Genomic DNA, 25,174 nt, shown 5'->3' with positions numbered 1-25,174 from the left:
AACTCCCGGGCAATTCACTGCAGGGCACAGCGACCATCTGCCGAGCCCGGCGACCATGTGCCGGGCCCAACGGCGCCCTCTACACCAGCGGCCAGGGGTACCGCATGCCGGTGCGGTCCACCGGCAGGGACCCGGCGAGCATCATCCGCTGGACGCGCCGCTGCAGGGCGGTGACCTCGTCGTCGTCCAGCAGTTCCGCCAGCTCCGGCGGGACGGCCTCCGCCAGCGGGGCGATGTCCGCCAGCAACTCCTCGGGGATCGGTTCGCCGGCGAAGTCCCAGATCACCGTGCGGAGCTTGAACACGGCGGAGAAGCAGAGCCCGTGGTCGATGCCCCAGATGCGGCCGTCGTCGCCTCGGAGTACGTGGCCGCTCTTGCGGTCCGTGTTGTTGGCAACGAAGTCGAACAGGGCCATCCGGGACAGCTCGGGATGCGTCTCCGGGGCGTCCTCGAACAGGGTGAAGTAATGGTGCTGGAAGTCGCACTCGATGAACCATTGCAGCGAGCCGACGCCCAGGGGTGCGTCCTCCCGGATTACGGTGTGCGGGATGAAACCCCAGCCCAGCCACTCGCTCAGCAGGTAGGCGGCGCGCTCCCGCTTGTAGAGCCCGGGGTCGAAGTCGGAGAGCGGCCGCTCGCCGGACTCCGGCTTGTACACCGCGAAGCCCACGTCCTCGCCGAGGGACACCTGCACCAGGAAGGTCTGGTTGCTGCTGCGCGGGATGACCCCCACCAGCTCGATGCTGCCCTCGGTCAGCAGGGTCAGTTCGCGGCCGGCCACGGTTCCACCCGTCCGGAAGCGGCGGTCATTCCGGCCTCAGCCCGCTCAGCGGCTCCGCCGTCGAATTCACCATCAGCACCGCCGGGTCCTGGCCGTCCGTGTAGGAGATCGCGGACACCGACCCCGGGCTGATGTAGATGCGCTGGAACAGGTCCAGCGGGGTACCCAGGGCGTGGGCGACGGCGGCCTTGATGGGGTCCGCGTGCGAGAAGCAGACCACCACCCCGCCGGCGTGGGCGTCCCGGGCCCGCTCCATCGCCCCGACAATCCGGGCCTGCATCTCCGGGAAGCTCTCGCCGTCCGGGAACCGGAACTGCGTCGGGCTGTGCTGCACGGTCTGCCACTCCGGCAGGGCCGCCAGGTCCGAGATCGCCGAGCCGGTCCAGCCGCCGAAGTCGCACTCCAGCAGCCCCTCCTCGTTGGTGACCGCCAGGCCGGTGCGTGCCGCCGTCGGCGCCGCCGTTTCCTGCGCCCGTTCCATCGGCGAGGAGTAGAGGGCGTCCACCCGCAACCCGGCGAGCCGCTCCGCGACGCGTTCGGCCTGTTCCCGGCCGCGGTCAGAGAGGTGCAGTCCCGGCGCCCGGCCGGGAAGGACGCTGCCGGTGGTGGGCGTCTGCCCGTGCCGCACCAGCAGCAGGAGCGTCGCCGGGCGCGCCGGTGCCGGGGGAACGGGGGCGTTGTCTGCTGTTGCGGTAGCCATCGCTACCAACCCTAACTTCCCGGCCCGAGGAAGCGCCGAGGTTTCTCAGGAAATCCCTCGATTACGCCCCGGGTGCAGGTCTACGGTGGAGGAGTGAGTGAACGCCCCGAGATCTACACCGTTGGTGAACTGCGCGCCTCCGGCCACGTCCAGAAGGACCTGCGCCGCGAGATCCGAGACAACCTGCTGGCAGCGCTCGCCGCCGGCCGCGATCCCTGGCCCGGCATGTTCGGGTTCAACCGCACCGTCCTGCCGCAGCTCGAACGCGCCCTGCTGGCCGGGCACGACGTCGTCCTCCTCGGCGAACGCGGCCAGGGCAAGACCCGCCTGCTGCGCACCCTGGCGGGGCTGCTGGACGAGTGGTCGCCGGTGATCGAGGACTCGGAACTGAACGAACACCCCTACGAGCCCATCACCGAGCACTCCCGCGCCCTGGCGCTCACCGAGGGGGACCGGCTGCGGGTGGCGTGGCGGCACCGCTCGGAGCGGTACGTGGAGAAGCTCGCGACGCCGGATACCTCCGTGGCGGACCTGATCGGCGACGTCGACCCGATGCGGGTGGCCGAGGGACGCCGCCTGGGTGACCCGGAAACCATCCACTACGGCCTGATCCCGCGCTCGAACCGCGGCATCATCGCCATCAACGAACTCCCCGACCTGGCCGAACGGATCCAGGTGTCCATGCTCAACGTGATGGAGGAACGGGACATCCAGATCCGCGGCTACGTGCTCCGGCTGCCGCTGGACGTGCTGGTGGTGGCCTCCGCCAACCCGGAGGACTACACCAACCGCGGCCGCATCATCACCCCGCTGCGGGACCGCTTCGGCGCCGAAATCCGCACCCACTACCCGATCGAACTCGAGGATGAGGTGGCCGTGATCGAACAGGAGGGCCACCTGGTGGCGGCCGTCCCGCCTGTGATCCTGGAGATCCTGGCCCGCTACACCCGGGCGCTGCGGGAGTCCCCGGCGGTCAATCAGACCTCCGGCGTCTCGGCCCGGTTCGCGATCGCCGGCGCCGAGACCGTGGCTGCCGCGGCGCTGCGCCGGGCCAGCGTGCGCGGCGAAGACAACGCCGTCGCCCGGATCATCGACCTGGAGGCGGCCGTGGACGTGCTGGCCGGGAAGATCGAGTTTGAGTCCGGCGAGGAGGGCCGGGAGCAGGACATCCTGGACCACCTGCTGCGGATGGCCACGGCAGAGACGGTCCGGGCGCACCTGCACGGCATTGACCTTGGCCCGCTGGTCTCCGCCCTGGACGGGTCCTCCACGGTCACCACCGGGCAGCTGGTCACCGCCCGCGAATTCCTCGAGGGCCTGCCCTCGCTCAACGGCTCGCGGCTGTACGACGAGGTGGGTGAGCGGCTGGGCGCGGAGAATGACGGCCAGCGCGCCGCCGCCGTCGAACTGGCCCTGGAGGGCCTCTACCTCGCCCGCCGGATCTCCAAGGACTCCGACGACGAGGAAACCATTTACGGGTAGCTCCGTCCTGACACGGGAGACCAGATGAGTGCTCACAACCGGTCCCGGTACGGCCGCTACAGCGGCGGGCCGGATCCGCTGGCGCCCCCGGTGGACCTGACCGAGGCCTTGGACGCCGTCGCGGAGGACGTCATGGCCGGGTACTCTCCCCGCCGTGCCCTGCAGGAGTACCTGCGCCGCGGCGGCAGGAACCGGGACGGCCTGGACGAGCTCGCCGGCCGGATCCAGCAGCGGCGCAAGGACCTGCTGGGCCGGCACAAGCTGGACGGGACGCTGGAGGAGGTCCGCAGGCTGCTGGAGACCGCGGTGCTGGAGGAGCGCAAGCAGCTGGCCCGTGACGTCCGGATGGACGACACGGACCGGGCATTCCGCGACATGCAGATGCAGAACCTGCCCAAATCCACGGCCGCCGCCGTTAACGAGCTCTCCTCCTACGACTGGCAGTCCAGCACCGCGAGGGAGGCCTACGAACAGATCAAGGACCTGCTGGGACGGGAGGTGCTGGAGCAACGCTTCGCCGGGATGAAGCAGGCGCTCGAGGGCGCCACGGACGAGGACCGGGCCGCCGTCGCCGCCATGCTGGGCGACCTGAACGAGCTTCTGGACAAGCACCGCCGCGGCGAGGACACGGACCAGGACTTCCAGGACTTCATGGCCAAGCACGGTGACTTCTTCCCGGAGAACCCGCAATCCGTCGAGGAACTGATCGACGCGCTCGCCCAGCGTGCCGCCGCCGCGCAGCGGATGATGCGCTCCATGACCGCCGAGCAGCGCGCCGAACTGATGCAGCTCTCCGCCCAGGCCTTCGGTTCGCCGGAGTTGATGGCACAGCTGGGCCAACTCGACGCTAACCTGCAGGCGCTGCGTCCGGGCGAGGACTGGTCCGGGTCCGAACGCTTCGAGGGCGAGGAGGGACTGGGGCTGGGCGACGGCACCGGGGTGCTGCAGGACCTTGCCGAGCTGGACGAACTGGCCGACCAGCTCTCCCAGTCCTACAGCGGTTCCAGCCTGGACGACGTGGACCTGGACGCCCTGGCCCGGCAGCTGGGGCAGGACGCCGCGGTATCGGCCCGGACGCTGGCGGAGATCGAGAAGGCCATGCACGACGGCGGCTTCCTGCGCCGTGGCGCCGACGGTGACCTCAGCCTCTCGCCGCAGGCGATGCGCCGGCTGGGACGCTCCCTGCTGCGGGACACCGCCAAGCAGCTCTCCGGCCGGCAGGGCCGCCGGGAGACCCGGGCAGCCGGCGCCGCGGGGGAGCAGACCGGGTCCAGCAGGCCCTGGCAGTTCGGCGACGCCGAGCCGTGGGACGTCACCCGGACCATCACCAACGCGACCCGCCGCACGATCGGCGACGGCGGCGACCCGCGCCACGGGCTGCACCTGGCCGTTGACGACATTGAGGTCATCGAGACCGAGGCCCGCACCCAGGCCGCGGTCGCCCTTCTGGTGGATGTTTCCTTCTCGATGGCCGCCGAGGGCCGCTGGGTACCGATGAAGCGCACCGCCCTGGCCCTCCACCACCTGGTTTCCACCCGGTTCCGCGGCGACCGGCTGCAGCTGATCAGCTTCGGCCGGTACGCCCAAACCATGGACATCGGCGAGCTCACCGCCCTGCCGGCGGTGCGCGAACAGGGCACCAACCTGCACCACGGGCTGCTGCTGGCCGGCCGGTTCTTCCGCAAGCACCCCTCCATGCAGCCGGTGCTGCTGGTGGTCACCGACGGCGAGCCCACCGCCCACCTGGAAGCCGACGGCGACTCCTGGTTCAACTGGCCGCCGGACGCCGAAACCATCCGGCTGACCGTGGCGGAGCTGGACCGGCTGGGCCGCGCCGGGGTGCAAGCGACGTTCTTCCGGCTGGGCGACGACCCCGGGCTGGAACGGTTCGTGGCCCGGATGGCCCGCCGGGTGGAGGGCCGCGTGGTGGCGCCGAACACCGGGGACCTGGGTGCCGCCGTCGTCGGCGAATACCTCCGAGCACACTTCCGCGGCCGCCCCTTCAACGAGGAGGACTGGGCCACGTAGGGCCATCACTAAGCGGTGAAAGACATGACTTCCGACGATGTTGCAGGCGACCCGACGCCACGGCGGGCGACGCCGGACGATGCCGCCGCCGTTGCCAGGCTGCTACATGACTTCAATACCGAGTTCTCGGCGCAGACGCCCGGCACCCAGGAGCTGGAATCACGATTGACGCAACTGCTGGCGGGCGACGATGTGGTGGTCCTGCTGACCGGCGAGCCAGCGAGCGGGGTTGCTGTGCTGAGTTTCCGGCCCAACGTCTGGTACCGGGGGCCGGTCGCGATCCTCGACGAGCTCTACGTCCGCCCGGAGCTCCGGGGCCACCGCTTGGGCAGCGCACTCCTGGACGCGGCCCTGGATCTGGTGCGGGGCCGGGGCGGCGAACTCCTTGAGATCAACGTGGATGGCGAGGACACCGATGCGCGCCGTTTTTATGAGACCCACGGGTTCATCAGCACGGAAGCGGGCCGGGCAGACCCAATGCTTTACTACTATCGCGAGCTTTGAAGCGGAAGAAGGGTCTCCAGAATGGCGGTCATGCCACGAGCCACGCTGGACGTGGATGCCGCCGTCGTCCGTTCCCTGCTGCGCGTCCAACGCCCCGACCTCGCGGGCCTTACCCTGGTCCGGAAGGCCCATGGCTGGGACAACGTGACATTCCGACTCGGGGAGGATCTGGCCGTCCGACTGCCCCGCCGTGCCGAAGCCGTACCGCTGATCCTGCATGAGCAGTTGTACCTGCCCGGAATCGCCAAGCGCTCGCCGGTTCCGGTGCCCGTCCCGGTCCACGCCGGCCGGCCGACGGCTGACTTTCCGTGGCCGTGGAGCGTCGTGCCGTGGATTCCCGGTACCCCGGCGGCCGATGCCGGGCCAGCTGATCGCGGACCGGCCGCCGCTGGCCTTGCCGCGTTCCTGCGGTCCCTCCATATTCCGGCCGGCGCCGGAGTCCCGGTGAACCCCGTCCGCGGTGTGCCGCTGATGCACCGCGATACGGCGGTTCGTGAGCGGCTCCGGGACAAGGAACGCTACCCCCGGGCGGCGGAACTGGAAGCAGTCTGGGTAGCGGCCTGCGCGGCCAGCGCATGGGACGGTCCCGCGATGATGCTGCACGGCGACCTTCACCCGGCCAACATCCTCCTTGATGCTTCCGGCTCGCTGGCCGGCGTGATCGATTTTGGCGATGTCGGCGCCGGAGATCCGGCCGTGGATCTTGCCGCCGGGTGGTTGATGTTCGACGCCGGCGCCCGTCGGCGCTTCCGTGAGGCACTTGGCCCGTCCGCTGACAAGGAAATGTGGACGCGGGCGCGTGGCTGGGCCCTCGTGCTGTCCACCGCCATGGTCAGCACGTCAGACGACAATCCGCGCATGTTCTCCGTGGGGGCCTTCGGAATCGAACAGGTCCTGGACGGCTGATTCTGTAGGGCCAAGCTCGGAGCCAGAATTGCGTTGCCGGCTGACGCCGGACAAATATCCGCCCCCTTCCTGTCGAATCGGGGCAGAGTGGTTCGTAGCAAGGGTGAGAGGTCCACGCCGGGTGGGTCCCAACCACAGGAGATGATGCGATATGCAGTATTTGCTTTCCGTGATCCATGACCAGCGTGAACTCGCCCCCTCGGACGAGATGGCGGCCATCGACGAATTCAACGATCGGCTGCAGGCTGACGGCCACTGGGTCTTCGCCGGCGGCCTCGGCTTTCCCGACACCGCCACCGTCATTGACAACCGTGGCGCCGCTCCCGTGGTGACCGACGGTCCGTTCGTCGAAACCAAGGAGTTCCTCGCGGGTTTCTGGATTATCGAGGCCCCAGACCTCGACGCGGCGCTCAAGCTCGCCGCCGAGGGATCCAAGGCCTGCAACCGCAAAGTCGAGGTGCGGCCGTTCCTGTGAACGGAAGCGACGTCGGGGATGCAGTCAACCGGGCTTACCGCGCCGAGTGGGGCCGGCTGGTGGCCGTGCTGGCCCGCCGTTTCGGCGACCTCGACCTCGCGGAGGACGCGGCGGCCGAGGCATTTGCGGCCGCCGTTGAGCGGTGGCCCTCCGACGGCGTACCCGCCAACCCCGGGGCCTGGCTGACCACCACTGCCAAGCGCAAAGCCATTGACCGGCTCCGCCGCGAAAGCAAACGCGCCGGCAAGCACCAGGAGGCGCAGGTGCTGTTCGATGATCAGCCCCCTGAGCCGCTTGGCGCCGTCGAGGACGAACGGCTTCGCCTGATCTTCACCTGCTGCCACCCGGCGCTGGCGATGCCTGCGCGGGTGGCACTGACACTGCGGATGCTGGGCGGACTGACCGTGGCCGATATTGCCCGCGCCTTCCTGATCCAGGAGAGCGCCGCGGCGCAGCGAATCACTCGGGCGAAGACCAAGATCAAGGCCGCCAGGATCCCCTACCGGGTGCCGTCCGAGGAGGACTTCCGGGAGCGGGTCTCCGGCGTGCTCGCCGTGCTTTACCTGATCTTCAACGAGGGGTACCTTTCAACCGGCGTCGGATCGGACCCCGTCCGCTCCGAGCTGACCGACGAGGCAATCCGGCTCACCCGCCTGGCCCACGCCCTAATGCCCGACGACGGGGAAACGGCGGGCCTGCTGGCCCTGATGCTCTTCACCGAGGCCCGCCGGGCGACACGTCTTTCGGCCACCGGTGAGCTCATCACCCTCGAGGAACAGGACCGGGGGAGCTGGAACGCGGCACTGATCACCGAAGGCCGGGCCTTGATGCGTGCCCGCCTGGCCACGGGACAGAAGCCCGGCCCCTATCAGCTCCTTGCCGCCATCAATGCTGTCCATACCTCTGCCCGCGACGTTCGGGACACTGACTGGTCACAGATTCTCGACCTCTACGACATGCTGACCTGCCTCGACCCGTCGCCGGTGATTGCCCTCAACCGTGCCGTGGCAGTGGCCGAAGTGGATGGGCCCGTGGTGGCGCTGGCCGCCGTCGACCGGCTGGCCGAGGACCTGGCCGGTTACCACGCCTACTACGCCACCCGCGCCGAGCTACTTCGGAGACTGGACCGCCACGCCGAGGCGCGTCTCGCGTACGACGAGGCCATCGAACTGGCAGGCAATTCTGCCGAGGCCGCCACGCTGAAACGCCGCCGCGACCTGCTGGCCTCCTGAGCCGGAGCTTCCGTTGGGCCGCGATACTTGACTCTGACACTGTGGAAGGCAGGAGAACTGAGTCATGTTATCCATTGGAGCGTTCGCGCAGATCGGCCAGGTCACCCACCGCATGCTGCGGCACTGGGACACCTCCGGACTGCTCGTTCCCGCGCACGTGGATGAGTTCAGCGGTTACCGCTCCTATGATCCCGCCCAGCTGGAACGGCTGCACCGGATCGTCGCGCTCCGCCAGCTCGGGTTCGGCTTGGCGGACGTTGCCGCCATGCTGGAGGCCGGGGTTGATGCGGAGCGGATGGCCCGGCTGCTGCAGATCCGGCGCGCCGAAGTGGCGGAGGAACAGCGGCTGGCCGCGGCACGGCTCATCGACGTCGAGCGGAGGCTCCACCTGATCGAGAAGGAAAAGCACGTGACCCAGATCGAAATCATCGAAAAGTCCCTCCCCGCCGTCCGTCTCGCGGCCCGCACCGCCGCCGTCGCCGAACAACCGGAGGTGGCCGGCGTCGTCGGCCCGCTGTTCGACGGCGTGGCCGGGGTGATCCGCGCCGCCGGCGGTTCCCTGGAGACCCCGATCGCCCAGTACGAGGCGGGCGAGGACGGCATGCGCATCACCGCCGGGTACGCCGCCACGGGGACCATTCCCGACGGCGTCGAGGCGGTGGAGCTTCCCCGTGTCCCCACGGCGGTCTGCGGTGTCCACCTGGGCGCGATGGACCGCATCGGCGAGAGCTGGCAGGCCGTCCACGCCGAGATTATCGCCCGCGGCTTCACCCCGTCCGGCCCGTGCCGCGAGGTGTACCTGCGGGCCGAATCCGAGGACCAGTCGGACTGGGTGACGGAGTTGCAGCAGCCTGTCACGCGCTAGGCCTGGTGCCGCGGCGCGTCGGGGAACGACGATGGCGGCCTTTCGGAGAGGCAGGAGGGCCGTGCCGGGCGCCTCGGACCTACGCGCGGCCCTTGAGGATCAGGTTCCAGTACACCTGCGGGAAGATGTCGCGGTCCACAATCCAGGACGCGCGGCTCTCCTTCCAGGTCGGCACCTTGGGAATCGTGGGCATGGGCCGGTACTGGGCATCGAATTCGGCGAAGACCACCGTGGAGCGGGACACCGTGAAGGGGCAGACGGAGTAGCTGTCATACCGTTCCGGAAGAGCCTTCCCTTCGCGGGCCGCCATCAGGTTCGCAGCCAACACCTTGGCCTGCTTGCGCAGCGCGCCGCCCGACTTGGAGTTGGCGGTGCCGGCCGCATCCCCCAGCGACCAGACGTCCGGGAACCGCACATGGCGCAGCGTCTCCGGATCCACCTCCACAAACCCGCCGTCGTCGCCGGCCGCAGGCAGATCGGTGGCCTTGAGCCAGTCCGGTGCCGACTGCGGCGGGACAACGTTGAGCACGTCGTAGTGGAGTTCCTCGGCGATTCCGGTGCCGTTGTTCTTGACCAGCACGGTCCGGGCCGAGGGCTCCACCAGGACGACCTCAGTGTTCAGGCGCAGCTCGATGCCGTATTCGGCGATCTTGCGATTGAGCTCCTCGTCCACACCCGGTACGCCGAAGACCGTTGCGGTGGGCTGCACCATAATCACCCGGATGTCCTTCAGGACTCCCTGCTTCCGCCAGTAGTCACAGGCCAGGTACATCGGCTTTTGCGCCGCGCCGCCGCATTTGATGGGCCCGGACGGCATGGTGAAGATGGCTGTCCCCGACCGGAGACCCTTGAGCAGCGTCCAGGCCTTCGTTGCCAGGGACAGCTCGTAGTGGGAGGCGCCCGAGGGTGACTGAACGGCCGCGGCCAGCCCCGGGATACTGTCCCAGTCAAGCTGCAGGCCCGGGCAGACGACCAGCTGGTTGTATCCCAGCGGGCCGCCGTGGTCCAGGGAAACAGTCTTGGTCGCAGCGTCGATGTCCACGGCCCGGTCTTGGATCCAGTGCACCCCGCGCGGTATGACCGAGGACTGCCTCCGGACCGCGGACGCGGCCTTCGCCCGCCCACCGGCAATATGGGAGAACAATGGCTGGTACTGGTGTTCGGCCGCGGGTTCGACCAGGGCCACATCGTTGACTCCGCCGCGCTGAAGGCGAGCGGCCAGCGAGACGCCGGCATTGCCGCCGCCGATCACGACCACGTCGTGATGTTGCCTGGCCGCGGACTCAGGTCCCCCGGGTGTTTCCTTGCTCAGCGACATCGGCACTCCTTGGATGGTGCGAACTGACCTGCAACTGGATCCTCAATGGTAAGCACGGTGAGCTTTCCGCGGAACCGACGGCCCGTGCGCCCAATCCTTCGGAGGGGACGACGACGGCGGCCCGCACCCCGGGTGGGGTGCGGGCCGCCGTCGTGGGTGGGTTTTAGTCCCGGACCGCCGCCATCAGCTCGGCGACGTCCAGGGCGTCCCCGAGCCCGAGGGCCAACGCGGCCACCTGGTCCGTGTCTTCCGAAGTGCGCCGGCCGCCGACGTTGAGGCGGAACTTCTCGGCCAGCTCGTCATCACTCAGCGGGTTTCTCGGGCCGCCGCGATTGAACTCCACCCGCGCCTCATGCCATTCGCCGTCCCGGGTGTTGACACGCAGCACCCCCGGGAACTGGTGCGGGTAGATCTCACTGCTGCGCTCATCGGCGTGGCAGCGGACCAGCCCGGCCAGCCGCAGGGTTTCCGGATCCTTCGCCATCGCGTCGGTGAAGTCGTGATGCCCGACGCCCAGGCCGGAGCCGCCCAGGAGGGCCCGGGCAACGGTGAAGGGGCCGGAGAAGGCGGCGTGGTAGCCCGATTCCGGTTTGGCCTTGGACTCGGCGGGCTCGGCGATGGTCCGCAGCACGGGCGCCGGAACGCCCAGTTCGATGCCGACGATGTCCTCCGGCCGGACGCCGCGGTCGCGGAGCTCGCGGGCGGCGTCGATGCCGGCGTGGGTGAAGTGGTTGCACGGGTAGGGCTTGAAGAAGATGCCCGGGAGTTCCCATTGCTCGCCGAGACCTTCGACCACCTTGGCGGCATCGGCACGGTCCCCGCAGAAGGCGTGCAGGAAACCGAACCTGCCCTCGATGACCGTAGGCGGCCCGGTGAGCCCGTGCCGGGCCAGTTCGGCGGCCGTGATCCCGGAGTGCGCCGCCCAGCCGCAGTGCGTTCGCTTGACGCTCCCGCCGGTCCGGTTTGCCTCGAGCAGGCCCGCCCCGAAGCTGGCGGCGATGCCCATCGCGTCGGCGATGCCCTCGGCGTCGAGCCCGTAGAGCATCGCGGCGGCGGCAGCCGATCCAATAGCGCCGCAGATGGAGGTGGCATGCTGGCCGCGCTCGAAAAACTCCGAGTTTCCCAGGGTCTCGTCATAGCCGCCCATGCCCAGCCGCACCGTGATTTCGATGCCGACGCCGGCCGCGTCCAGGAGTGCCGCCCCGCTGGCGCCGGTGGCTTCCGCCACCGCCAAGGCCGCCGGGATGACGGAGGCGGAAGGGTGCAGGACCGAGGGCAGGTGCGTGTCGTCCGAGTCCATCGAGTGGGCCAGGGTGCCGTTCACCAGGGCCGCCGTCGCCGCGGGGAAACGGCGGCCGGTGCCGATGGCAGTGGCATCCTCGTTTCCGCCCCAGCCGGTGGCGACGCCGATCACGGCGGCCGCGGAGGGCTGGCTGTGGGCGGCCAGCGAGTTGCCCAGCAGGTCAAGCACCCGGCGGGCCACGTCCTTGCGCAGGTCCGGGGCAAGGCCGTCTTTTCGGGTATGGTCCGCCAGGGCGGCGAGCCGGCCGACGACGGTGCCGGTGAAATCGTGCCGGCTCATCGGGTCACCACCGCGACCGGGCGGATCGGGGAGCCGGTGCCGCCGACGATCCGCAGCGGGGCCATGACGAAGGTGAATTCGGTCAGCCCGTGCCGGGAGGCGTCCTCAAGGTTCAGGTGCTCGATGATGTGGATGCCGTTCTCCACCAGCATGATCCGGTGCACCGGCAGCACGCTGTGGCCCTTGCCGGCGGGGATGTGTTCGAAGGCGGTGGTGTCCGCGCCCGCGGCGACAATCCCGGCCGAAGCGAGCCAGCGGGCCGCTTCCACATCGGGACCCGGGACGCCGTCCGTCTGGCCGAGATACCGTGCGGGGTCCTCGAAGTGCCGCGCCCAGCCGGTCCGGATCAGGACCACGTCGCCGGAGCGGGGCGAGACCCCGGCGGCGTCGGCGGCATCCTGCAAATCCTTCGCGGTGATTGCCTGGCCCGCCTCCAGGGCCTCCACCCCGTGCAGTGCGGCGATGTCCAGGAGCAGGCCACGGCGCAGCAGGAACGGGATCTGGTCCGCCCCGAGCTGGGAGAACTTCCCGCCGCGCTGGGCGTCCGCCGCGTCCACGCCGCCGTGCAGCATGCCCTCGTGGCTGACGTGGGAGAGGGCGTCGACGTGTGTTCCCACGTGTCCGCCGGTGACGATGATTTCGTTGGAGGCGGACCCTCCGTCGGGCCGGACCATGTCACCGTGCCGGCGGATCAGGGTCATCCGGAACCCGGGGTGGTTGGGGGAGCAGGGCATGCCGGTGAAGTGCGGGTGGCCGAGTTCGACCACTTCCTGGGTGCTGCCCGTGACGGCGCTGAGCAGGGCATCGGTGGTGGACGTGGTGGCGTTATGCATGGAACTCCTCGTAGGGGACTAGTCGCGGATGGCGAGGTCGAGGACCAGCCGGGCGTTCTCCACGACGGCGGGGTCAATGAAGCGCCCGTCGGAATCGAGAACGGCCGTCTCTCCGGCCTCGGCGGACGATTGGGCGAGGGCAACGACGCCCTCGGCGCGCGCCACTTCCTCCGGAGTGGGAGTGAACGCGGTGTTGACGACGTCGATCTGGCGGGGGTGGATCACGGTGCGGCCGAAGAATCCCTGCCTCCGGCCCTGCAGGCTGCTGCGGCGCAGGCCCTCAAGGTCGGCGACGTTGGTGTAGACACTTTGGACCGGGGAAGCGAGGCCGTGGGAGCGGCTGGCGGTGACAATCCAGCCGCGCGCCCACTCCAGGCCTTCCGGTGAAACCCGCAGGTCAGCGGCGAGGTCGGCCTCGCCGAGCGCCAGTCCGGTGACCCGGGGGTGGGTGCCGGCCAGCAGCGGGGCGTCGCGGAGTGCGGCCGCCGTCTCAACCAGGAGATGAAGCTGGCAGCCCAGGGCGTCGCCGGCCCGGCGGATCGCGGCGGGATCCTCGGCCTTGGCGATTCGGACGCCCGCCGGTTTGCGCTCCGCCCGGCCCAGCGTCTCAAGCTCCTGCGCGGACCACGGCGTGTCCAGCGGGTTGATCCGGATCCAGACCTGGCGCCCGGCCCCGGCCGTTTCGAGGGCACCGACCGCATTCGCCAGGGCCGTGTCCTTGGCCGTGGACGGCACTGCGTCCTCGAGGTCGATGATGACGGCGTCGGCGGCCGACTCCAGCGCCTTGGCAATCCGGTCCTCACGGTGGCCCGGGACGTAGAGCCAGCTGCGCGGAATCATGAGGCGGCCTCCCGGCCGGCGGCCTGGGGGTTGTAACCGAGGTTGCGGGAGACCTTGGCGGCCGCTTCCAGCAACGCTTCCTCGTACCGGGAGCGCTTTTCCTCGGACATCCGGTAGCTCGGCCCGCAGACGGAGATGGAACCAACCACCTGTCCGTCGTCGGAGAAGACGGGGGCGGCCAGCGACGCAGCACCCTCCTGGCGTTCACCCTCGGAATGGCACACGCCCCTCGTCCGTGCGTCCCGGAGGGAAGCGCGCAGCGCCTCGGGGTCGGTCACCGTCGCCGCGGTCTGCCGGGGCAGCGGCCGGGAGAGGATGTCCTCCTGCTCGTCCTCGGACAGGAACGCCAGGATGGCGCGGCCGGAACTGCCGCTGTGCAGGTCGAAGCAGCGGCCGATCTCCACGGTCATCTTGATCTCCTGGGTGCTCTCCACCTGGTCGAGGTAGACCCGGCCGCCCGGGATCCGGGCCGACACCGTTGCGGTTTCGCCGGTCTGCCGCTGGAGTTCCACCAGGGCTTCCCGGGCGGCCCGCCGCAGCGGCGAGGTGTCCAGCGCCCGCGCCCCAAGGGTGACGGCGGCTGGCCCCAGCCGGTACCGGCGGCTGCTTGCCTCATAAGTGAGGAGGCCGCGTTCGACGAACGTGGACACGATGCGGTGCACCACAGCCTTGGACAATCCGGTGGAGCGGGAGATCTCGGAGATCCCGAGGGCACTGTTCCGGCGGCCGAAGGCCACGAGGACGTCGGCCGCACGGGCCGCGGAGGTGGTCCCGCTGGACGTGGTTTCCATAGTTGGCTCCTGAGTGGCTGGCGAAGTCCGGATTGATGACTTTCACCATTTGTACCGCCTAACGGAACGCTTGTCGAGACTCCCGCCAAAGAGAATCCCGCGAATTATCCGAAGTTTCTGAAAAATAACCCTTGCGCACTGGAATGTGATCGGGCAAAGTGTTCCACGACACAGACCAAATATGTTCCGCCAAGCGGAACAGGCAGGGAGGTGAGAATGCCCGAGTACGATTTCGATCTGGCCGTGGCCGGTGCGGGCGGTGGTTTGATCGCCGCGCTGCGTGCCGCGGATCTGGGCCACGACGTCGTCGTCATCGACGCGGATGACCAGTTCCAGCGCGGAAACAACACCTCGATGTGCACCGCCATGATCCCCGCGGCCGGCACCCGCTGGCAGGAAGCCGCCGGAATCGACGACAGCCCCGGCCGTTTCCTCGGAGACATCGACCGAAAGACCGGCGGCAGCGCCGACCGGCGGCTCGCGGAGGCCCTGACCGCGGCGAGCGCCCCCATGGTGACATGGATGGCCGACGAACTCGGGCTGCCGCTTGAACTGGTGACCGACTTCCACTACCCCGGACACAGCGCCGACCGGTGCCACACCATCTCCGGCCGGCACGGATCCACGCTCCTGGCCCACCTCGTGGACCGCGCCCGCCGCCACGAGCGGATCGAACTCATCACCCCCATGACCCTCGAAGAGGTCGAGGTCAGCGGCGGAGCGGTCTCCGGCATCGTCGCCTCCACCCCGGACGGTTCCACGGACCGCCTGTCCGTCCCGGCCGTACTGCTGGCCACCAACGGCTACGGCGGCGCGCCGGAACTGGTGGAGCGGTGGATCCCGGAAATGGCGGGCGTCCACTACCACGGCGGCTTCTACAGCCGCGGGGATGCCCTGCGGATCGGCGCCGGCCTTGGCGCGGACTCGGCCTACCTTGACGCCTACCAGGGGCACGCCGCCCTCTCCGCCTCCAGCCAGACCCTCGTGGGCTGGGCCACCGTCCTCCACGGCGGCCTGATCGTAAACACCGATGGCCGGCGCTTCGCGGACGAGACGACCGGCTACTCGGAGTTCGCGGCGATCCTGGCCGCCCAGCCCGGACAGACCGGCTGGATCATCATCGACCAGCACATCGAACAACAGTGCCTGGCCTTCACGGACTTCCGGCAGGTCGCCGACAGCGGGGCGCTGGTGCGGGCCGGGACCCTGGCCGAGCTGGCGGAGCGCCTCAAGGTTTCCGCGGACGCGCTCGCCGACGACGTCGAGGCTGCCGCGAGGGCAGCCCGGGGTGAGGAGCCCGACCGGCAGGGCCGCAGCGACGAGCGTCACACCCTGACCGGCCCCCTCGCCGCCGTCCGCATCGTTCCCGCACTGTTCCACACCCAGGGCGGCCTGGTGGTCGATGACCACGCCCGCGTGCTGACCCGGGTGGACCAGTCGCCCATCCCCGGCCTCTACGCCTCGGGCGGGGCCGCCACCGGAATCTCCGGCCACGGCGCCGCCGGTTACCTGGCCGGCAACGGCCTGCTCACCGCCTTCGGCCTGGCCTGGCTGGCCGCCGAAGACCTGGGCGCACGCACCTGACCGCGTTCCGCGCGGTCCCACCTTTCCATCACCAGAGCGTCAGGAGTTTTACGTGAGTACCTTCCTCATCAAGAACGGCACCGTTGTGCGGCCCGAGGAGAACGCCCCCGACGACGGCGAATTCTTGGACATCCTCGTCACCGACGGCAAGATCGCCGCGATCGGGCCGAACCTTTCCGCCGACGGCGCCGAGATCGTCGACGCCGCGGGCAAGCTGGTCTTTCCCGGCGTCGTGGACGCCCACCAGCACTGGGGTATCTACAACCCGCTGGGCGAGGACACCGTCACCGAGTCCCGGGCGAGTGCCCAGGGCGGCGTGACCTCCGCGATCACCTACATGCGGACCGGTCAGTACTACCTCAACAAGGGCGGCCCCTACAAGGACTTCTACCCCGAGGTGCTGGCCACCTCCGAGGGCAAGGCCTACATTGACTACGCCTTCCACCTGGCCCCGATGTCCAAGCAGCACATCGAGGAAATCCCGTCGCTGGTCGAGGACCACGGCGTCACGTCCTTCAAGATCTTCATGTTCTACGGCAGCCACGGCCTGCACGGACGCTCCACCTCGCAGAGCGAATTCCTGATGATCCCCGAAGACGAGAACTACAACCTGGCGCACTTCGAATTCGTCATGCGCGGCATCCAGGCCGCCCGGGAGAAGCTGCCCGAGCTCGCCCCGCACATCTCCCTCTCCCTGCACTGCGAGACCGCCGAGATCATGAGCGCGTACACCAAGCTCGTGGAGGAGGAAGGCACCCTCACCGGTCTCGCCGCCTACAGCGCGTCCCGGCCGCAGCACTCCGAGGGCCTGGCCGTCACCATCGCGTCCTTCCTGGCCGACGAGACCGGCCTGCCCAACATCAACCTCCTGCACCTAAGCTCGGCCAAGGCGCTGAAGGCCGCGATGAAGATGGCCGAGGCGTTCCCCCACGTGAACTTCCGCCGCGAGGTGACCATCGGGCACCTGCTGGCCGACATCGACACCGCCCACGGCCTGGGCGGCAAGGTCAACCCGCCGCTGCGCCCCCGCGACGACGTCGAGGCCCTCTGGGAGCACATGCTCGCCGGCAACATCGACTGGGTGGTCTCCGACCACGCGTGCTGCAAGGACGAGCAGAAGTTCGGTGACGACCGCGACGACATCTTCGCCGCCAAGTCCGGCTTCGGCGGCACCGAGTACCTGCTGCCCGGCCTGATCACCGAGGGCCGCAAGCGCGGACTGTCCCTCCGCCGCATTGCCGAGCTGACCTCCTCGAACCCTGCGTCCCGCTACGGCCTGCCCGGCAAGGGCCGGCTGGTGGAAGGCGCCGACGCCGACATCGCGATCGTGGACCCCGACGCCGTCTGGACCGTGCGCGCCGAGGACTCAGAATCCACCCAGGAGTACACGCCGTTCGAGGGCTTCGAACTCGGCGCCAAGGTCACAGACACGTTCGTCCGCGGCCACCGCGTGCTGACCGACGGCGTCATCACCGGCGAACCCGTCGGCCGCTACCTGCAGCGCCCGTACCTGTGAGCGCCAACGCCTTCGGCGCCGTCGCCGAGACCAACCACGGGCCGCTCCGCGGCCTGAAGGTCCTGGATGCCTCGACCATCCTGGCGGGTCCGCTGGCGGCCCAGATCCTCGGTGATTTCGGCGCCAACGTCATCAAGATCGAGCACCCCACCAAGCCGGACGGCATGCGGGGCCACGGGCTGGATAAGGACGGGATCCCGTTGTGGTGGAAAATGGTCAGCCGCAACAAGCAGACCGTGACCCTTCACCTCGGAACCCCGGAGGGCCAGGAGATCTTCCGGGAGCTCGCCGCCACCGCGGACGTCGTCGTCGAGAACTTCCGGCCCGGAACCTTCGAGCGCTGGGGCCTCGGCTATGACGTGCTGTCCAAGGACAACCCCGGCCTGGTGATGCTGCGCGTCAGCGGCTTCGGCCAGCGCGGCCCGTACTCGTCCCGGCCCGCGTTCGGGACCCTGGTCGAGTCGATGAGCGGGTTCGCGCACCTCACCGGCGAACCCGACGGGCCGCCCACCCTGCCCGCGTTCGGGCTCGCGGATTCGATCGCCGGCGTCGCCGGGTCTTCCGCCGTCGCCATGGCCCTGCTGGAACGGGACCGCAACGGCGGTGAGGGCCAGGTGATCGACCTGGACCTGCTCAGCCCGATCATGACCGCCGTCGGACCCGCCGTGATCTACGCGGACCAGCTGGGACTGGACCAGGACCGCACCGGCAACCGCTCCCAGAACAACTCTCCGCGCAACCTGTACCGGACCAAGGACGACCACTGGGTGGCCGTCTCGACCAGTGCGCAGGCGATCGCCGAGCGGGTGCTGCGCCTGGTGGGCCACCCCGAGGTCATCGACGAGCCCTGGTTCGCCACCGGCAGGCAGCGTGCCCAGCACGCCGAGCTGCTCGACGGCTACGTCGGCAGCTGGGTCGAACAGCGCACCCGGGACGAGGTGGTGCAGGAGTTCGAGGCCGCCGGCGCGGCCGTGGCACCGGTCTACCGTCCCAGCGAGCTGCTCGTTGACGAACAAATTGTGGCCACGGAGATGATCACCCGAGTCCCCGACCCAGATCTTGGATCGGTCCGCATGCAGAACGTGATGTGGCGGATGACCAAATCCCCCGGCTCCATTCGGCATACCGGGCGCCCGCTCGGTGCCGACACCGACGAGGTCCTCACCGCCCTCGGACACGATCCCTCCGAACTCCGCGATCTCCGTGAACGCGGCGTCATCTGACCCCTAGGAACCCTATGAAATCGCGTTGGTTTACGCTCTGCATTGTCCTTGGACTGGTGCTGGTCAACTACATCGACCGCAGCGCCATCTCGTTCGCAGCGACGCCGATCCGGGAGCATTTCGGTATCTCCGCCGCCGAATACGGCATTATCAGCTCGGCCTTCTCCGTCGGGTACATGGTCTTCGCACTGCTCTCCGGACCCCTGGTGGACCGGTTCGGCTCCCGCAAGATCCTCATCTGGGGCATGATCGTGTGGGCCGTGTCCTCGGCGCTGACCCCGGCCGCCGGCGGCTTCCTCGGCCTGATCCTGGTCCGGATCGTGCTCGGCGCCGGTGAGGCTCCCTGCTTCCCGGCCGCTACCCGCATCGCCAGCCGGTGGCTCCCGGCCCAGGAGCGCGGCAAGGCACTGGCCCTGGTGGGCGGCGTGGCCGTCTCCGGCAGCCTGCTGATCGGCGGTCCCATCCTCACCCAGCTGGTGAGCCTCACCGGGTGGATGGGCATGTTCTGGATCCTCGCCGCCGCGGGCGTCCTGTGGGTCCTCATCGCGGTTCCGTACCTGAAGAACTCCCCAGCCGAGGCGGCTTTCTGCTCCGAGGAGGAGCGCGCCTACATCAAGAGCGGCCAGACCGAGGGCGAAGCCTCCGGCCGGGAAGAAAAGATGGAGTGGGGACCCATCCTGCGGAACCGCAACCTCTGGATCGTGGGGCTGGGCTACTTCGCCTGGGGCTTCATGTTCTGGGCCTTCATGTACTGGCTGCCGCAGTACCTCCAGGCAGGATTCGGGCTCTCCCTCAAGGCCGTCGGTGCGTTCTCGGTGGCACCGTGGGCTGCCGGCGTCGTCGGCGCGCTGGTCGGCGGCGTGCTGGTGGACCGCATCTACAAGCGCACCCAGCAGGTCCGCTCCCGCTTCACCATCATCGGTGTGGCGCTGCTGCTGGCCGGCGCCTCGCTGGTTCCGCTCCTGGTGATGCCGGTGACCCTGACGCTCGCCCTGGTCTGTATCTCCCTGGGCGTGGGCTTCGGCTTCATCACGGGCGGTATCTGGTGGGTTGCCTCTATTGACGCCGCTCCCAAGCAGCCCGGCACCGCCGCCGGGTTCGCCGATGCGTGCTTCGCGCTCTCCGGCATCATCGCCCCGAGCGTCATGGGCTTCATCGTCTCCGAGTCCGGCAGCTACACCGGCGGCTTCGTGATCATGGCCGTGCTCTGCGTCATCGCCGCCGCAGCGCTCCTGTTCTTCACGAAGGAACCGGCCCGCGTCACGGCCGAGCAGGAGGCGGCTCCGGTGCGTGGCTAGTCTCCCGGAGACGCCCTGAAGGGCCGGGCAGCCGAGGGGCTGCCCGGCCTTTCTGTTGGCATCCGGCTGCCAGCGATGGATGATCGGGGCAGGGCATCCGCCCGCCGTTGCCGCTTCCAACCGACAGGAACCCCATGAGCAGCCAGCACGGACCGTCCTGATCACCGGAACCTCCTCCGGCATCGGGCTGGCCACCGCCGTCGCCGCCGCGCAGGCCGGCTGGACCACCGTCGCCACCATGCGCAACCTCACGAAGGCGGATGCCCTGCGCGCCGCCGCCACGGCGGCAGGGGTGGAGCTGGACATCCGCGAACTGGACGTCACCAGCCAAGCGGCCATCGACCGGGAGATCGCCTACTGCTCCGAGCGCTACGGCCGGCTCGACGCGGTGGTGAACAACGCCGGGAGCGCCACGCTGGGGACCGTGGAAACGCTGACCGTCGACGACATCCGCGCGGCCATGGAGGTCAACTTCTTCGGCGTCGTCGCGCTGACCCGGGCCGCGCTGCCCCTCCTGCGGGCCAGCGGCGGCCGGCTCATCACCATCAGCTCGGTAGGCGGCGTCGTCGGCCAGCCCTTCAACGAGGCCTACTGCGCGGCCAAGTTCGCCGTCGAGGGTTTCCTGGAGAGCCTCCAGCCGCTGGCGGCCTCGGTGGGGGTGGGGGTGCACGTGATCGAACCCGGGCCGGTCTCCAGCGAGTTTGTCGCCAACGCCGGCATCGACCCGAAGACCATGCTCGCCGACGCGGGACCCTACGCCCCGGCCCTGACCGCCTACCTGAACCGGACCACCCAGCAGTTCGGCAGCTCCAATGCGCAGACCCCCGAGGAGGTCGCCGAGGTCATTCTGTCCAGCCTCCGCGACGAGGGCACGCCGTTCCGTGTGCAGACCTCCGACTGGGCACGCACCTTCGTGGGCACCAAGCTCAAGGACCTTGACGGCAGCCAGGTGACCGGGATGACCGCGGGGTGGGTGACCGCCTGAAAACAGGGGCGGCCGCTCCTTGCGTACTGCCGGGGCATCCACGAGGATAAAGCCCTCCCCGCCGCGACAAAGGAGTCAGCGCCATGACCAAATATCTGATCTCGTTTCCGAGCGCAGCCATGGACGTCCCGCTTGAGGAACTTCCCGCCGTCGCCGACGCCGCGCACGCCGTCGTCCGCGAGGCGAAAGCCGCCGGGGTGTGGGTGTTCGGCGGCGGCATCGACGAAAGCGTCCCGCCGGTGGTGGTCGACGGCGGCGGCGAGGCCCGGGCGGGCACCTACCCGCAGACCGCGCACCTGGAGGGCGGCTACTCGATCCTGGACCTGCCCTCCCACGAGGCGGCCATCGAATGGGGCGCCAAATTCGCCACTGCGTGCCGCTGCCCGCAGGAAATCCGCGCCTTCGGCGAAGACGCGGAAGCCTGACCCGCTGTTCGTGGCGGCGATGGACTGCCTGGTGATCTACGTGCCCGCCGCCGACGCCGATGCGGTCCGCCGGGCGATCGGCGACGCCGGCGCGGGACGGCTGGGCAACTACTCGCATTGCTCTTTCAGCACAGCCGGGACGGGCCGGTTTACCCCGCTGCCCGGGGCCGTGCCCGCCGTCGGCGCCGTGGGCACGCCGGAGGAAGTCGCCGAGGTCAGGATCGAGGCCATCTACCCACGGGACCGGCGCGACGCCGTCGTCGCAGCCGCGCTGGCCGTGCACCCGTATGCGACGCCGGCCTTCATGACGTTTCCGGTGGACATCGCCGGGCCCGGGGATCCCTAGCGGCTGCTGACCTTTCCGGACAGCCGGGCCAGCGGCGCCAGCACCAGCGGCCGCGCCGCGAACCAGGCGCCCGCCGTGATGGCCAGGCCCGCCGCGAAGAGCCAGAAGCCCACCCAGTTCACCTCGTCCGTGCCGGCGAACATGTGGTTCAGGTTCCGCAGGGCCCCGGTGGCGAACACCAGGAATACGTGAACCAGGATGAACAGCACGAAGAACAGCATGGTGGGGAAGTGCAGCGCGCGGGCCACCTCCACGGGATAGACCCGGTTCAGGGTGGTGGCGTTCTTGGGCCAGAGTTCGCTCATCCGCACGCCGGTAACCACGGCAAGCGGCGCCGCGATGAATACCACCACGAAGTACATCAGCTGCTGCAGGCTGTTGTAGTTCACCCAGCCGTCCTCCACCGGCCAGTCGAGGGTCAGGTACTGCAGCAGGGCCGACGCCGCGTTGGGGAACACCTCCCAGCTGGTGGGTACGATCCGCAGCCAGTGCCCGGAAGCGAACAGCAGCACCACAAAGATCAGCCCGTTGGCCAGCCACAGGATGTCCAGCGACTGGTGCAGCCAGAGCGTAATGCTGATCTTCTTCCCGCCCCGCGCCGGCGTCCAGTAGGCGGGAGGCTTCTGCTGGGTCCGCACCTGGTAGCCGGAGCGGATGATCAGCACCATCAGGAAGAAGTTCAGGAAGTGCTGCCACTGGGCCCACCAAGGGAAACCGGCCTGCGCGGTGTCCGGCAGCTCGTAAGCGCCGGGGTAGCGGCGGAGGAACTCCGGGACGCCCGGCAGCGTGGTGACGCCGCGGGCGGCGAGAATCAGGATGCCGGCGGCGACGACGGCGCTCACGGCGATGAGCACCACCCGACGGATCCAGCCGGCCAGGGTCCGCGACCCGTAACGACGGGGTTCGGGCTTCGGTGCGGCGGGCTTCTCCTTGGCGGCCGGGGCCGCGACCGGTGCGGGCGCCTCGGCGGCCGCCGGGGCAGGAGCCTGAACAGCGGCCGCCGCGGGAGCCTGGGCCTCGGGCGCCGAGTCGACGACGGGTTCCGGGACCACGGGTTCCGGGGCCACGGGAGCCGCCGGTTCGCCGGCGACAGCGGGAACCGAAACCGGTGCCGCTGAAGTGGCATACCGGGCCGGGGCGGTGCCTGCCGGGGGCCACGGCTCGCCACCGGCAACCCGCGGGAGGCCACGGCGCAGGGGAGTGGTACCGGCCTGAGCGGGGGCCGGAGCCGCGGCGGCGGGTGCCGTTGCCGCGGGAGCAGGAGCCGGGACGGGTGCGGATGTGGCCGCTGCCGGGGCGACCGCTGCGGGGGCCGATGCCTCGGCCGGCGCGCTAGCAGTCGCGGACAGCGTCGTCATTGCGACGGGTGGCCAGGGCTCACCGCCCGGGACGCGGGGGAGGCCTCGCCGAAGCGGCCGGCCACCGCCGGACACAGGGGCAGTTGCCGATGCGGGAACGGGCTCGGCCACGGGAACAGCCGAGGGCGCCGAAACTTCCGGAGCGGACGGGGAAGCCGAGACAGCCACCGATGCAAAGCGCTCCGGGGCCTCGCCCGCGGGAGGCCAGGGCTCGCCGCCCGGCACCCGGGGCAGTCCCCGGCGGAGCGGTCGAGAGGGGGCCGCCACGGCTACTTCTTCCGCGCTTCGAGAGCGCTGATCAGCTGGGGGACCACCGTGAAGACGTCGCCCACCACGCCGAAGTCGGCGATCTCGAAGATCGGTGCGTCGGCGTCCTTGTTCACGGCCACGATCGTCTTCGCGGTCTGCATCCCGGCGCGGTGCTGGATGGCCCCGGAGATGCCGAGCGCCACGTACAGCTGCGCGGACACGGACACCCCGGTCTGGCCCACCTGCTGGGACTGTGCGACGTAGCCGGCGTCCACCGCGGCGCGGGAGGCTCCGACGGCCGCGCCGAGGGTGTCGGCGAGTTCCTCCACCAGGGCGAACTGTTCCTTGGAGGCCAGGCCCCGGCCGCCGGCCACCACCTTGGCGGCGCCGCGGAGTTCGGGCCGGGTTGAGGCCGCCGCCGCGCCCTCGAAGGACTCGATCCTTGCCGCGGGCTTGCCGGAGGCGGTCACCGTGAGGGTCTCCGGGGCCGCGGTCTGCGCCTCGGCGCGGGCCTCGATGGACCCCTGCCGGATGGTGATGACGGGCGGCCCGAAGGTGGCCGTGGCGGTGACGTTGTAGGCGCCGCCGTACACGGAATGGTGCGCCACCACGCCCTCCTCGTCGCGGGAGACCCCCACCGCGTCGACGCAGACGGCGGAGCGGGTCCGGGCGGCGAAGCGGCCGGCCAGGTCGCGGCCGTTGAGGGAATGCGAGATCAGCACGGCGTCCGGCCGGACCAGTTCCACGGCGGCGGCCAGGGCGTCGACGGCCGGGACGCCGAGGGCCTCCCGGTCCGGAGTCTCCGCGACCAGGACACGGGCGGCGCCGAGGGCCGCGGCGTCCGCGGCGGGACCACCGGACGGAGAACCGTCGCCGGGATAGTTCCCGGCTTGCGCAGCGGGCAGCACCAGCGCCACGGGGGTGCCCACGGCGGCAGCCGCGCCGAGCAACCCGGCGGCGGCCTTTTCCAGCGCTCCGGCGGCGGTGGTTTCGAGCGCCACGAGGATGGCGTCAGTGGGAAATTCAGTCATGTCGGTGCTCCCTACGCCAGGCGGTTTTCGATCAAGAAGGCGGCGATCTTCTCGCCCGCGTCGCCGTCGTCGACGATCTTGACGCCGGCCGCACGCGGCGGCCGTTCGGCGACGGACAGCATGATGGACCGCGCCGCTTCCGGATCGTCGGCCGTGACGCCCAGGTCCGCGAGGGTAAGCACCTCCAGTGGCTTCTTCTTAGCCGCCATGATGCCTTTGAAGTTGGGGAACCGCGGCCCGGGCAGCGCCTCGGTAATGGATATGACCGCCGGAAGTTGCGCCGAGACCTGCTGCACGCCGTCGTCCACCGGCCGGGTGCCGGAAACCTGGCCGTTCCCGATTGCGACGGAGGCCAGGCCGGTGGCGTGCGGGACGTCGAGCAGTTCGGCGAGCATCGCGGGGATCATGCCGCCGGTGCCGTCGGTGGAGAGGTTGCCGGTGACCACCAGGTCGAAGCCGGTGCGGCGGATGGCGGCGGCGAGGGTCTCGGCGGTGAGGCCCAGGTCCGCACCGCGGAGCGCCTCGTCGCAGACGTGCACGGCGCTGCCGGCACCCATCGCCAGGCCCTTGCGGAGGGTGGCGGTGGCGGATTCGGGGGCGAGCGAGAGGACGACGACGTCGGTTCCCTCGTGCGCGTCCGCGTGGCTCAGCGCCAGTTCCAGGGCGCGCTCGCCGATCTCGTCGACCACCGCCTCGTTGGCCCCGCGGTCCGCGAGGCCCGTTTCGAGGCTCAGTTTCCGGTCCCCGTAGGTGTCCGGGACTTCCTTGACTAGGACGACAATCTTCATTGATGGCTCTTCCTGTGGCGGGCATGCCGCCGGG

24 protein-coding genes are annotated in these 25,174 nt (G+C 69.8%); 14 read left to right on the top strand and 10 right to left on the bottom strand.

Annotated features, from left to right (window positions below; all coding sequences use genetic code 11):
* Nucleotides 1-79 precede the first annotated feature (79 nt).
* Nucleotides 80-781 carry an SCO1664 family protein gene (locus tag QWJ39_RS03420; RefSeq protein ID WP_290256290.1) on the bottom strand — a complete coding sequence of 234 codons (702 nt, stop codon included), beginning with the start codon at nucleotides 779-781 and terminating at the stop codon, nucleotides 80-82.
* Between the two features lie 25 nt (nucleotides 782-806).
* The gene (locus tag QWJ39_RS03415) at nucleotides 807-1,481 is read right to left on the bottom strand and encodes an MSMEG_4193 family putative phosphomutase (protein ID WP_290256289.1); all 675 of its coding nucleotides are present in this window, start codon (nucleotides 1,479-1,481) and stop codon (nucleotides 807-809) included.
* A gap of 93 nt (nucleotides 1,482-1,574) precedes the next feature.
* Here QWJ39_RS03415 and QWJ39_RS03410 point away from each other — a divergent pair, with 93 nt between their 5' ends.
* The 7 genes from QWJ39_RS03410 (at nucleotide 1,575) to QWJ39_RS03380 (ending at nucleotide 8,973) form a co-directional block, all read left to right on the top strand.
* A complete protein-coding gene (locus QWJ39_RS03410; RefSeq protein WP_290256288.1) occupies nucleotides 1,575-2,963 on the top strand; it encodes a sigma 54-interacting transcriptional regulator in 1,389 nt (462 codons plus the stop codon).
* A gap of 24 nt (nucleotides 2,964-2,987) precedes the next feature.
* On the top strand, nucleotides 2,988-4,991 hold the full coding sequence (locus QWJ39_RS03405; RefSeq protein ID WP_290256287.1) for a VWA domain-containing protein: 2,004 nt from the start codon (nucleotides 2,988-2,990) through the stop codon (nucleotides 4,989-4,991).
* Between the two features lie 24 nt (nucleotides 4,992-5,015).
* A complete protein-coding gene (locus tag QWJ39_RS03400; protein ID WP_290256286.1) occupies nucleotides 5,016-5,495 on the top strand; it encodes a GNAT family N-acetyltransferase in 480 nt (159 codons plus the stop codon).
* Nucleotides 5,496-5,546: 51 nt separating this feature from the next.
* Entirely contained in the window at nucleotides 5,547-6,401 is an 855-nt protein-coding gene (locus QWJ39_RS03395) for an aminoglycoside phosphotransferase family protein (protein ID WP_356902682.1), read from the top strand.
* Nucleotides 6,402-6,552: 151 nt separating this feature from the next.
* On the top strand, nucleotides 6,553-6,876 hold the full coding sequence (locus QWJ39_RS03390) for a YciI family protein (protein WP_290256284.1): 324 nt from the start codon (nucleotides 6,553-6,555) through the stop codon (nucleotides 6,874-6,876).
* The gene (locus QWJ39_RS03385; protein ID WP_290256283.1) at nucleotides 6,873-8,108 is read left to right on the top strand and encodes a sigma-70 family RNA polymerase sigma factor; all 1,236 of its coding nucleotides are present in this window, start codon (nucleotides 6,873-6,875) and stop codon (nucleotides 8,106-8,108) included. Before QWJ39_RS03390 ends, QWJ39_RS03385 begins: the two co-directional genes overlap by 4 nt.
* Before the next feature lie 64 nt (nucleotides 8,109-8,172).
* Entirely contained in the window at nucleotides 8,173-8,973 is an 801-nt protein-coding gene (locus tag QWJ39_RS03380; RefSeq protein ID WP_290256282.1) for a MerR family transcriptional regulator, read from the top strand.
* 79 nt (nucleotides 8,974-9,052) lie between these two features.
* On the opposite strand, the gene QWJ39_RS03375 is transcribed toward QWJ39_RS03380, so the two are convergent.
* The 5 genes from QWJ39_RS03375 to QWJ39_RS03355 form a co-directional block, all read right to left on the bottom strand.
* Nucleotides 9,053-10,291, bottom strand: a complete 1,239-nt coding sequence (locus QWJ39_RS03375; RefSeq protein ID WP_290256281.1) for an FAD/NAD(P)-binding oxidoreductase — start codon at nucleotides 10,289-10,291, stop codon at nucleotides 9,053-9,055.
* Between the two features lie 163 nt (nucleotides 10,292-10,454).
* Nucleotides 10,455-11,873 carry an MmgE/PrpD family protein gene (locus QWJ39_RS03370; protein ID WP_290256280.1) on the bottom strand — a complete coding sequence of 473 codons (1,419 nt, stop codon included), beginning with the start codon at nucleotides 11,871-11,873 and terminating at the stop codon, nucleotides 10,455-10,457.
* Complete coding sequence (locus tag QWJ39_RS03365) at nucleotides 11,870-12,706, bottom strand: cyclase family protein (RefSeq protein ID WP_290256279.1); 837 nt, start codon at nucleotides 12,704-12,706, stop codon at nucleotides 11,870-11,872. Before QWJ39_RS03365 ends, QWJ39_RS03370 begins: the two co-directional genes overlap by 4 nt.
* Nucleotides 12,707-12,724: 18 nt before the next feature.
* Complete coding sequence (locus QWJ39_RS03360; RefSeq protein WP_290256278.1) at nucleotides 12,725-13,546, bottom strand: CoA ester lyase; 822 nt, start codon at nucleotides 13,544-13,546, stop codon at nucleotides 12,725-12,727.
* Entirely contained in the window at nucleotides 13,543-14,337 is a 795-nt protein-coding gene (locus tag QWJ39_RS03355; RefSeq protein ID WP_290256277.1) for an IclR family transcriptional regulator, read from the bottom strand. Before QWJ39_RS03355 ends, QWJ39_RS03360 begins: the two co-directional genes overlap by 4 nt.
* Nucleotides 14,338-14,553: 216 nt before the next feature.
* Here QWJ39_RS03355 and QWJ39_RS03350 point away from each other — a divergent pair, with 216 nt between their 5' ends.
* The 7 genes from QWJ39_RS03350 to QWJ39_RS03320 all read left to right on the top strand — a co-directional run bounded on the left by QWJ39_RS03350 (nucleotide 14,554) and on the right by QWJ39_RS03320 (nucleotide 21,714).
* Complete coding sequence (locus tag QWJ39_RS03350) at nucleotides 14,554-15,921, top strand: FAD-binding protein (protein ID WP_290256276.1); 1,368 nt, start codon at nucleotides 14,554-14,556, stop codon at nucleotides 15,919-15,921.
* A 52-nt stretch (nucleotides 15,922-15,973) separates the two neighbouring features.
* Nucleotides 15,974-17,437, top strand: a complete 1,464-nt coding sequence (locus QWJ39_RS03345; RefSeq protein ID WP_290256275.1) for a dihydroorotase family protein — start codon at nucleotides 15,974-15,976, stop codon at nucleotides 17,435-17,437.
* Nucleotides 17,434-18,660, top strand: coding sequence for a CoA transferase (locus tag QWJ39_RS03340; RefSeq protein ID WP_290256274.1), 1,227 nt, complete (start codon nucleotides 17,434-17,436; stop codon nucleotides 18,658-18,660). The genes QWJ39_RS03345 and QWJ39_RS03340 overlap by 4 nt, the downstream gene beginning before the upstream one ends.
* Nucleotides 18,661-18,674: 14 nt before the next feature.
* Nucleotides 18,675-19,958, top strand: a complete 1,284-nt coding sequence (locus QWJ39_RS03335) for an MFS transporter (RefSeq protein ID WP_290256273.1) — start codon at nucleotides 18,675-18,677, stop codon at nucleotides 19,956-19,958.
* Between the two features lie 79 nt (nucleotides 19,959-20,037).
* Nucleotides 20,038-20,943, top strand: a complete 906-nt coding sequence (locus QWJ39_RS03330; protein ID WP_290256272.1) for an SDR family NAD(P)-dependent oxidoreductase — start codon at nucleotides 20,038-20,040, stop codon at nucleotides 20,941-20,943.
* A gap of 83 nt (nucleotides 20,944-21,026) precedes the next feature.
* Entirely contained in the window at nucleotides 21,027-21,368 is a 342-nt protein-coding gene (locus QWJ39_RS03325) for a YciI family protein (RefSeq protein ID WP_290256271.1), read from the top strand.
* A 19-nt stretch (nucleotides 21,369-21,387) separates the two neighbouring features.
* Complete coding sequence (locus QWJ39_RS03320) at nucleotides 21,388-21,714, top strand: hypothetical protein (protein ID WP_290256485.1); 327 nt, start codon at nucleotides 21,388-21,390, stop codon at nucleotides 21,712-21,714.
* On the opposite strand, the gene QWJ39_RS03315 is transcribed toward QWJ39_RS03320, so the two are convergent.
* The 3 genes from QWJ39_RS03315 to QWJ39_RS03305 all read right to left on the bottom strand — a co-directional run bounded on the left by QWJ39_RS03315 (nucleotide 21,711) and on the right by QWJ39_RS03305 (nucleotide 25,140).
* The gene (locus tag QWJ39_RS03315) at nucleotides 21,711-22,781 is read right to left on the bottom strand and encodes a cytochrome b/b6 domain-containing protein (RefSeq protein ID WP_356902675.1); all 1,071 of its coding nucleotides are present in this window, start codon (nucleotides 22,779-22,781) and stop codon (nucleotides 21,711-21,713) included. The two genes, QWJ39_RS03320 and QWJ39_RS03315, sit on opposite strands and share 4 nt — an antisense overlap.
* Before the next feature lie 560 nt (nucleotides 22,782-23,341).
* Nucleotides 23,342-24,352: an electron transfer flavoprotein subunit alpha/FixB family protein gene (locus QWJ39_RS03310; RefSeq protein WP_290256269.1), complete on the bottom strand. Its 1,011-nt coding sequence runs from the start codon at nucleotides 24,350-24,352 to the stop codon at nucleotides 23,342-23,344.
* An 11-nt stretch (nucleotides 24,353-24,363) separates the two neighbouring features.
* A complete protein-coding gene (locus QWJ39_RS03305) occupies nucleotides 24,364-25,140 on the bottom strand; it encodes an electron transfer flavoprotein subunit beta/FixA family protein (RefSeq protein ID WP_290256268.1) in 777 nt (258 codons plus the stop codon).
* Nucleotides 25,141-25,174 lie beyond the last annotated feature (34 nt).

The sequence above is a fragment of the Arthrobacter sp. YD4 genome (genome assembly GCF_030410515.1).
GTDB lineage: Bacteria > Actinomycetota > Actinomycetes > Actinomycetales > Micrococcaceae > Arthrobacter.
This window is presented reverse-complemented; position numbering and strand designations above follow the sequence as displayed.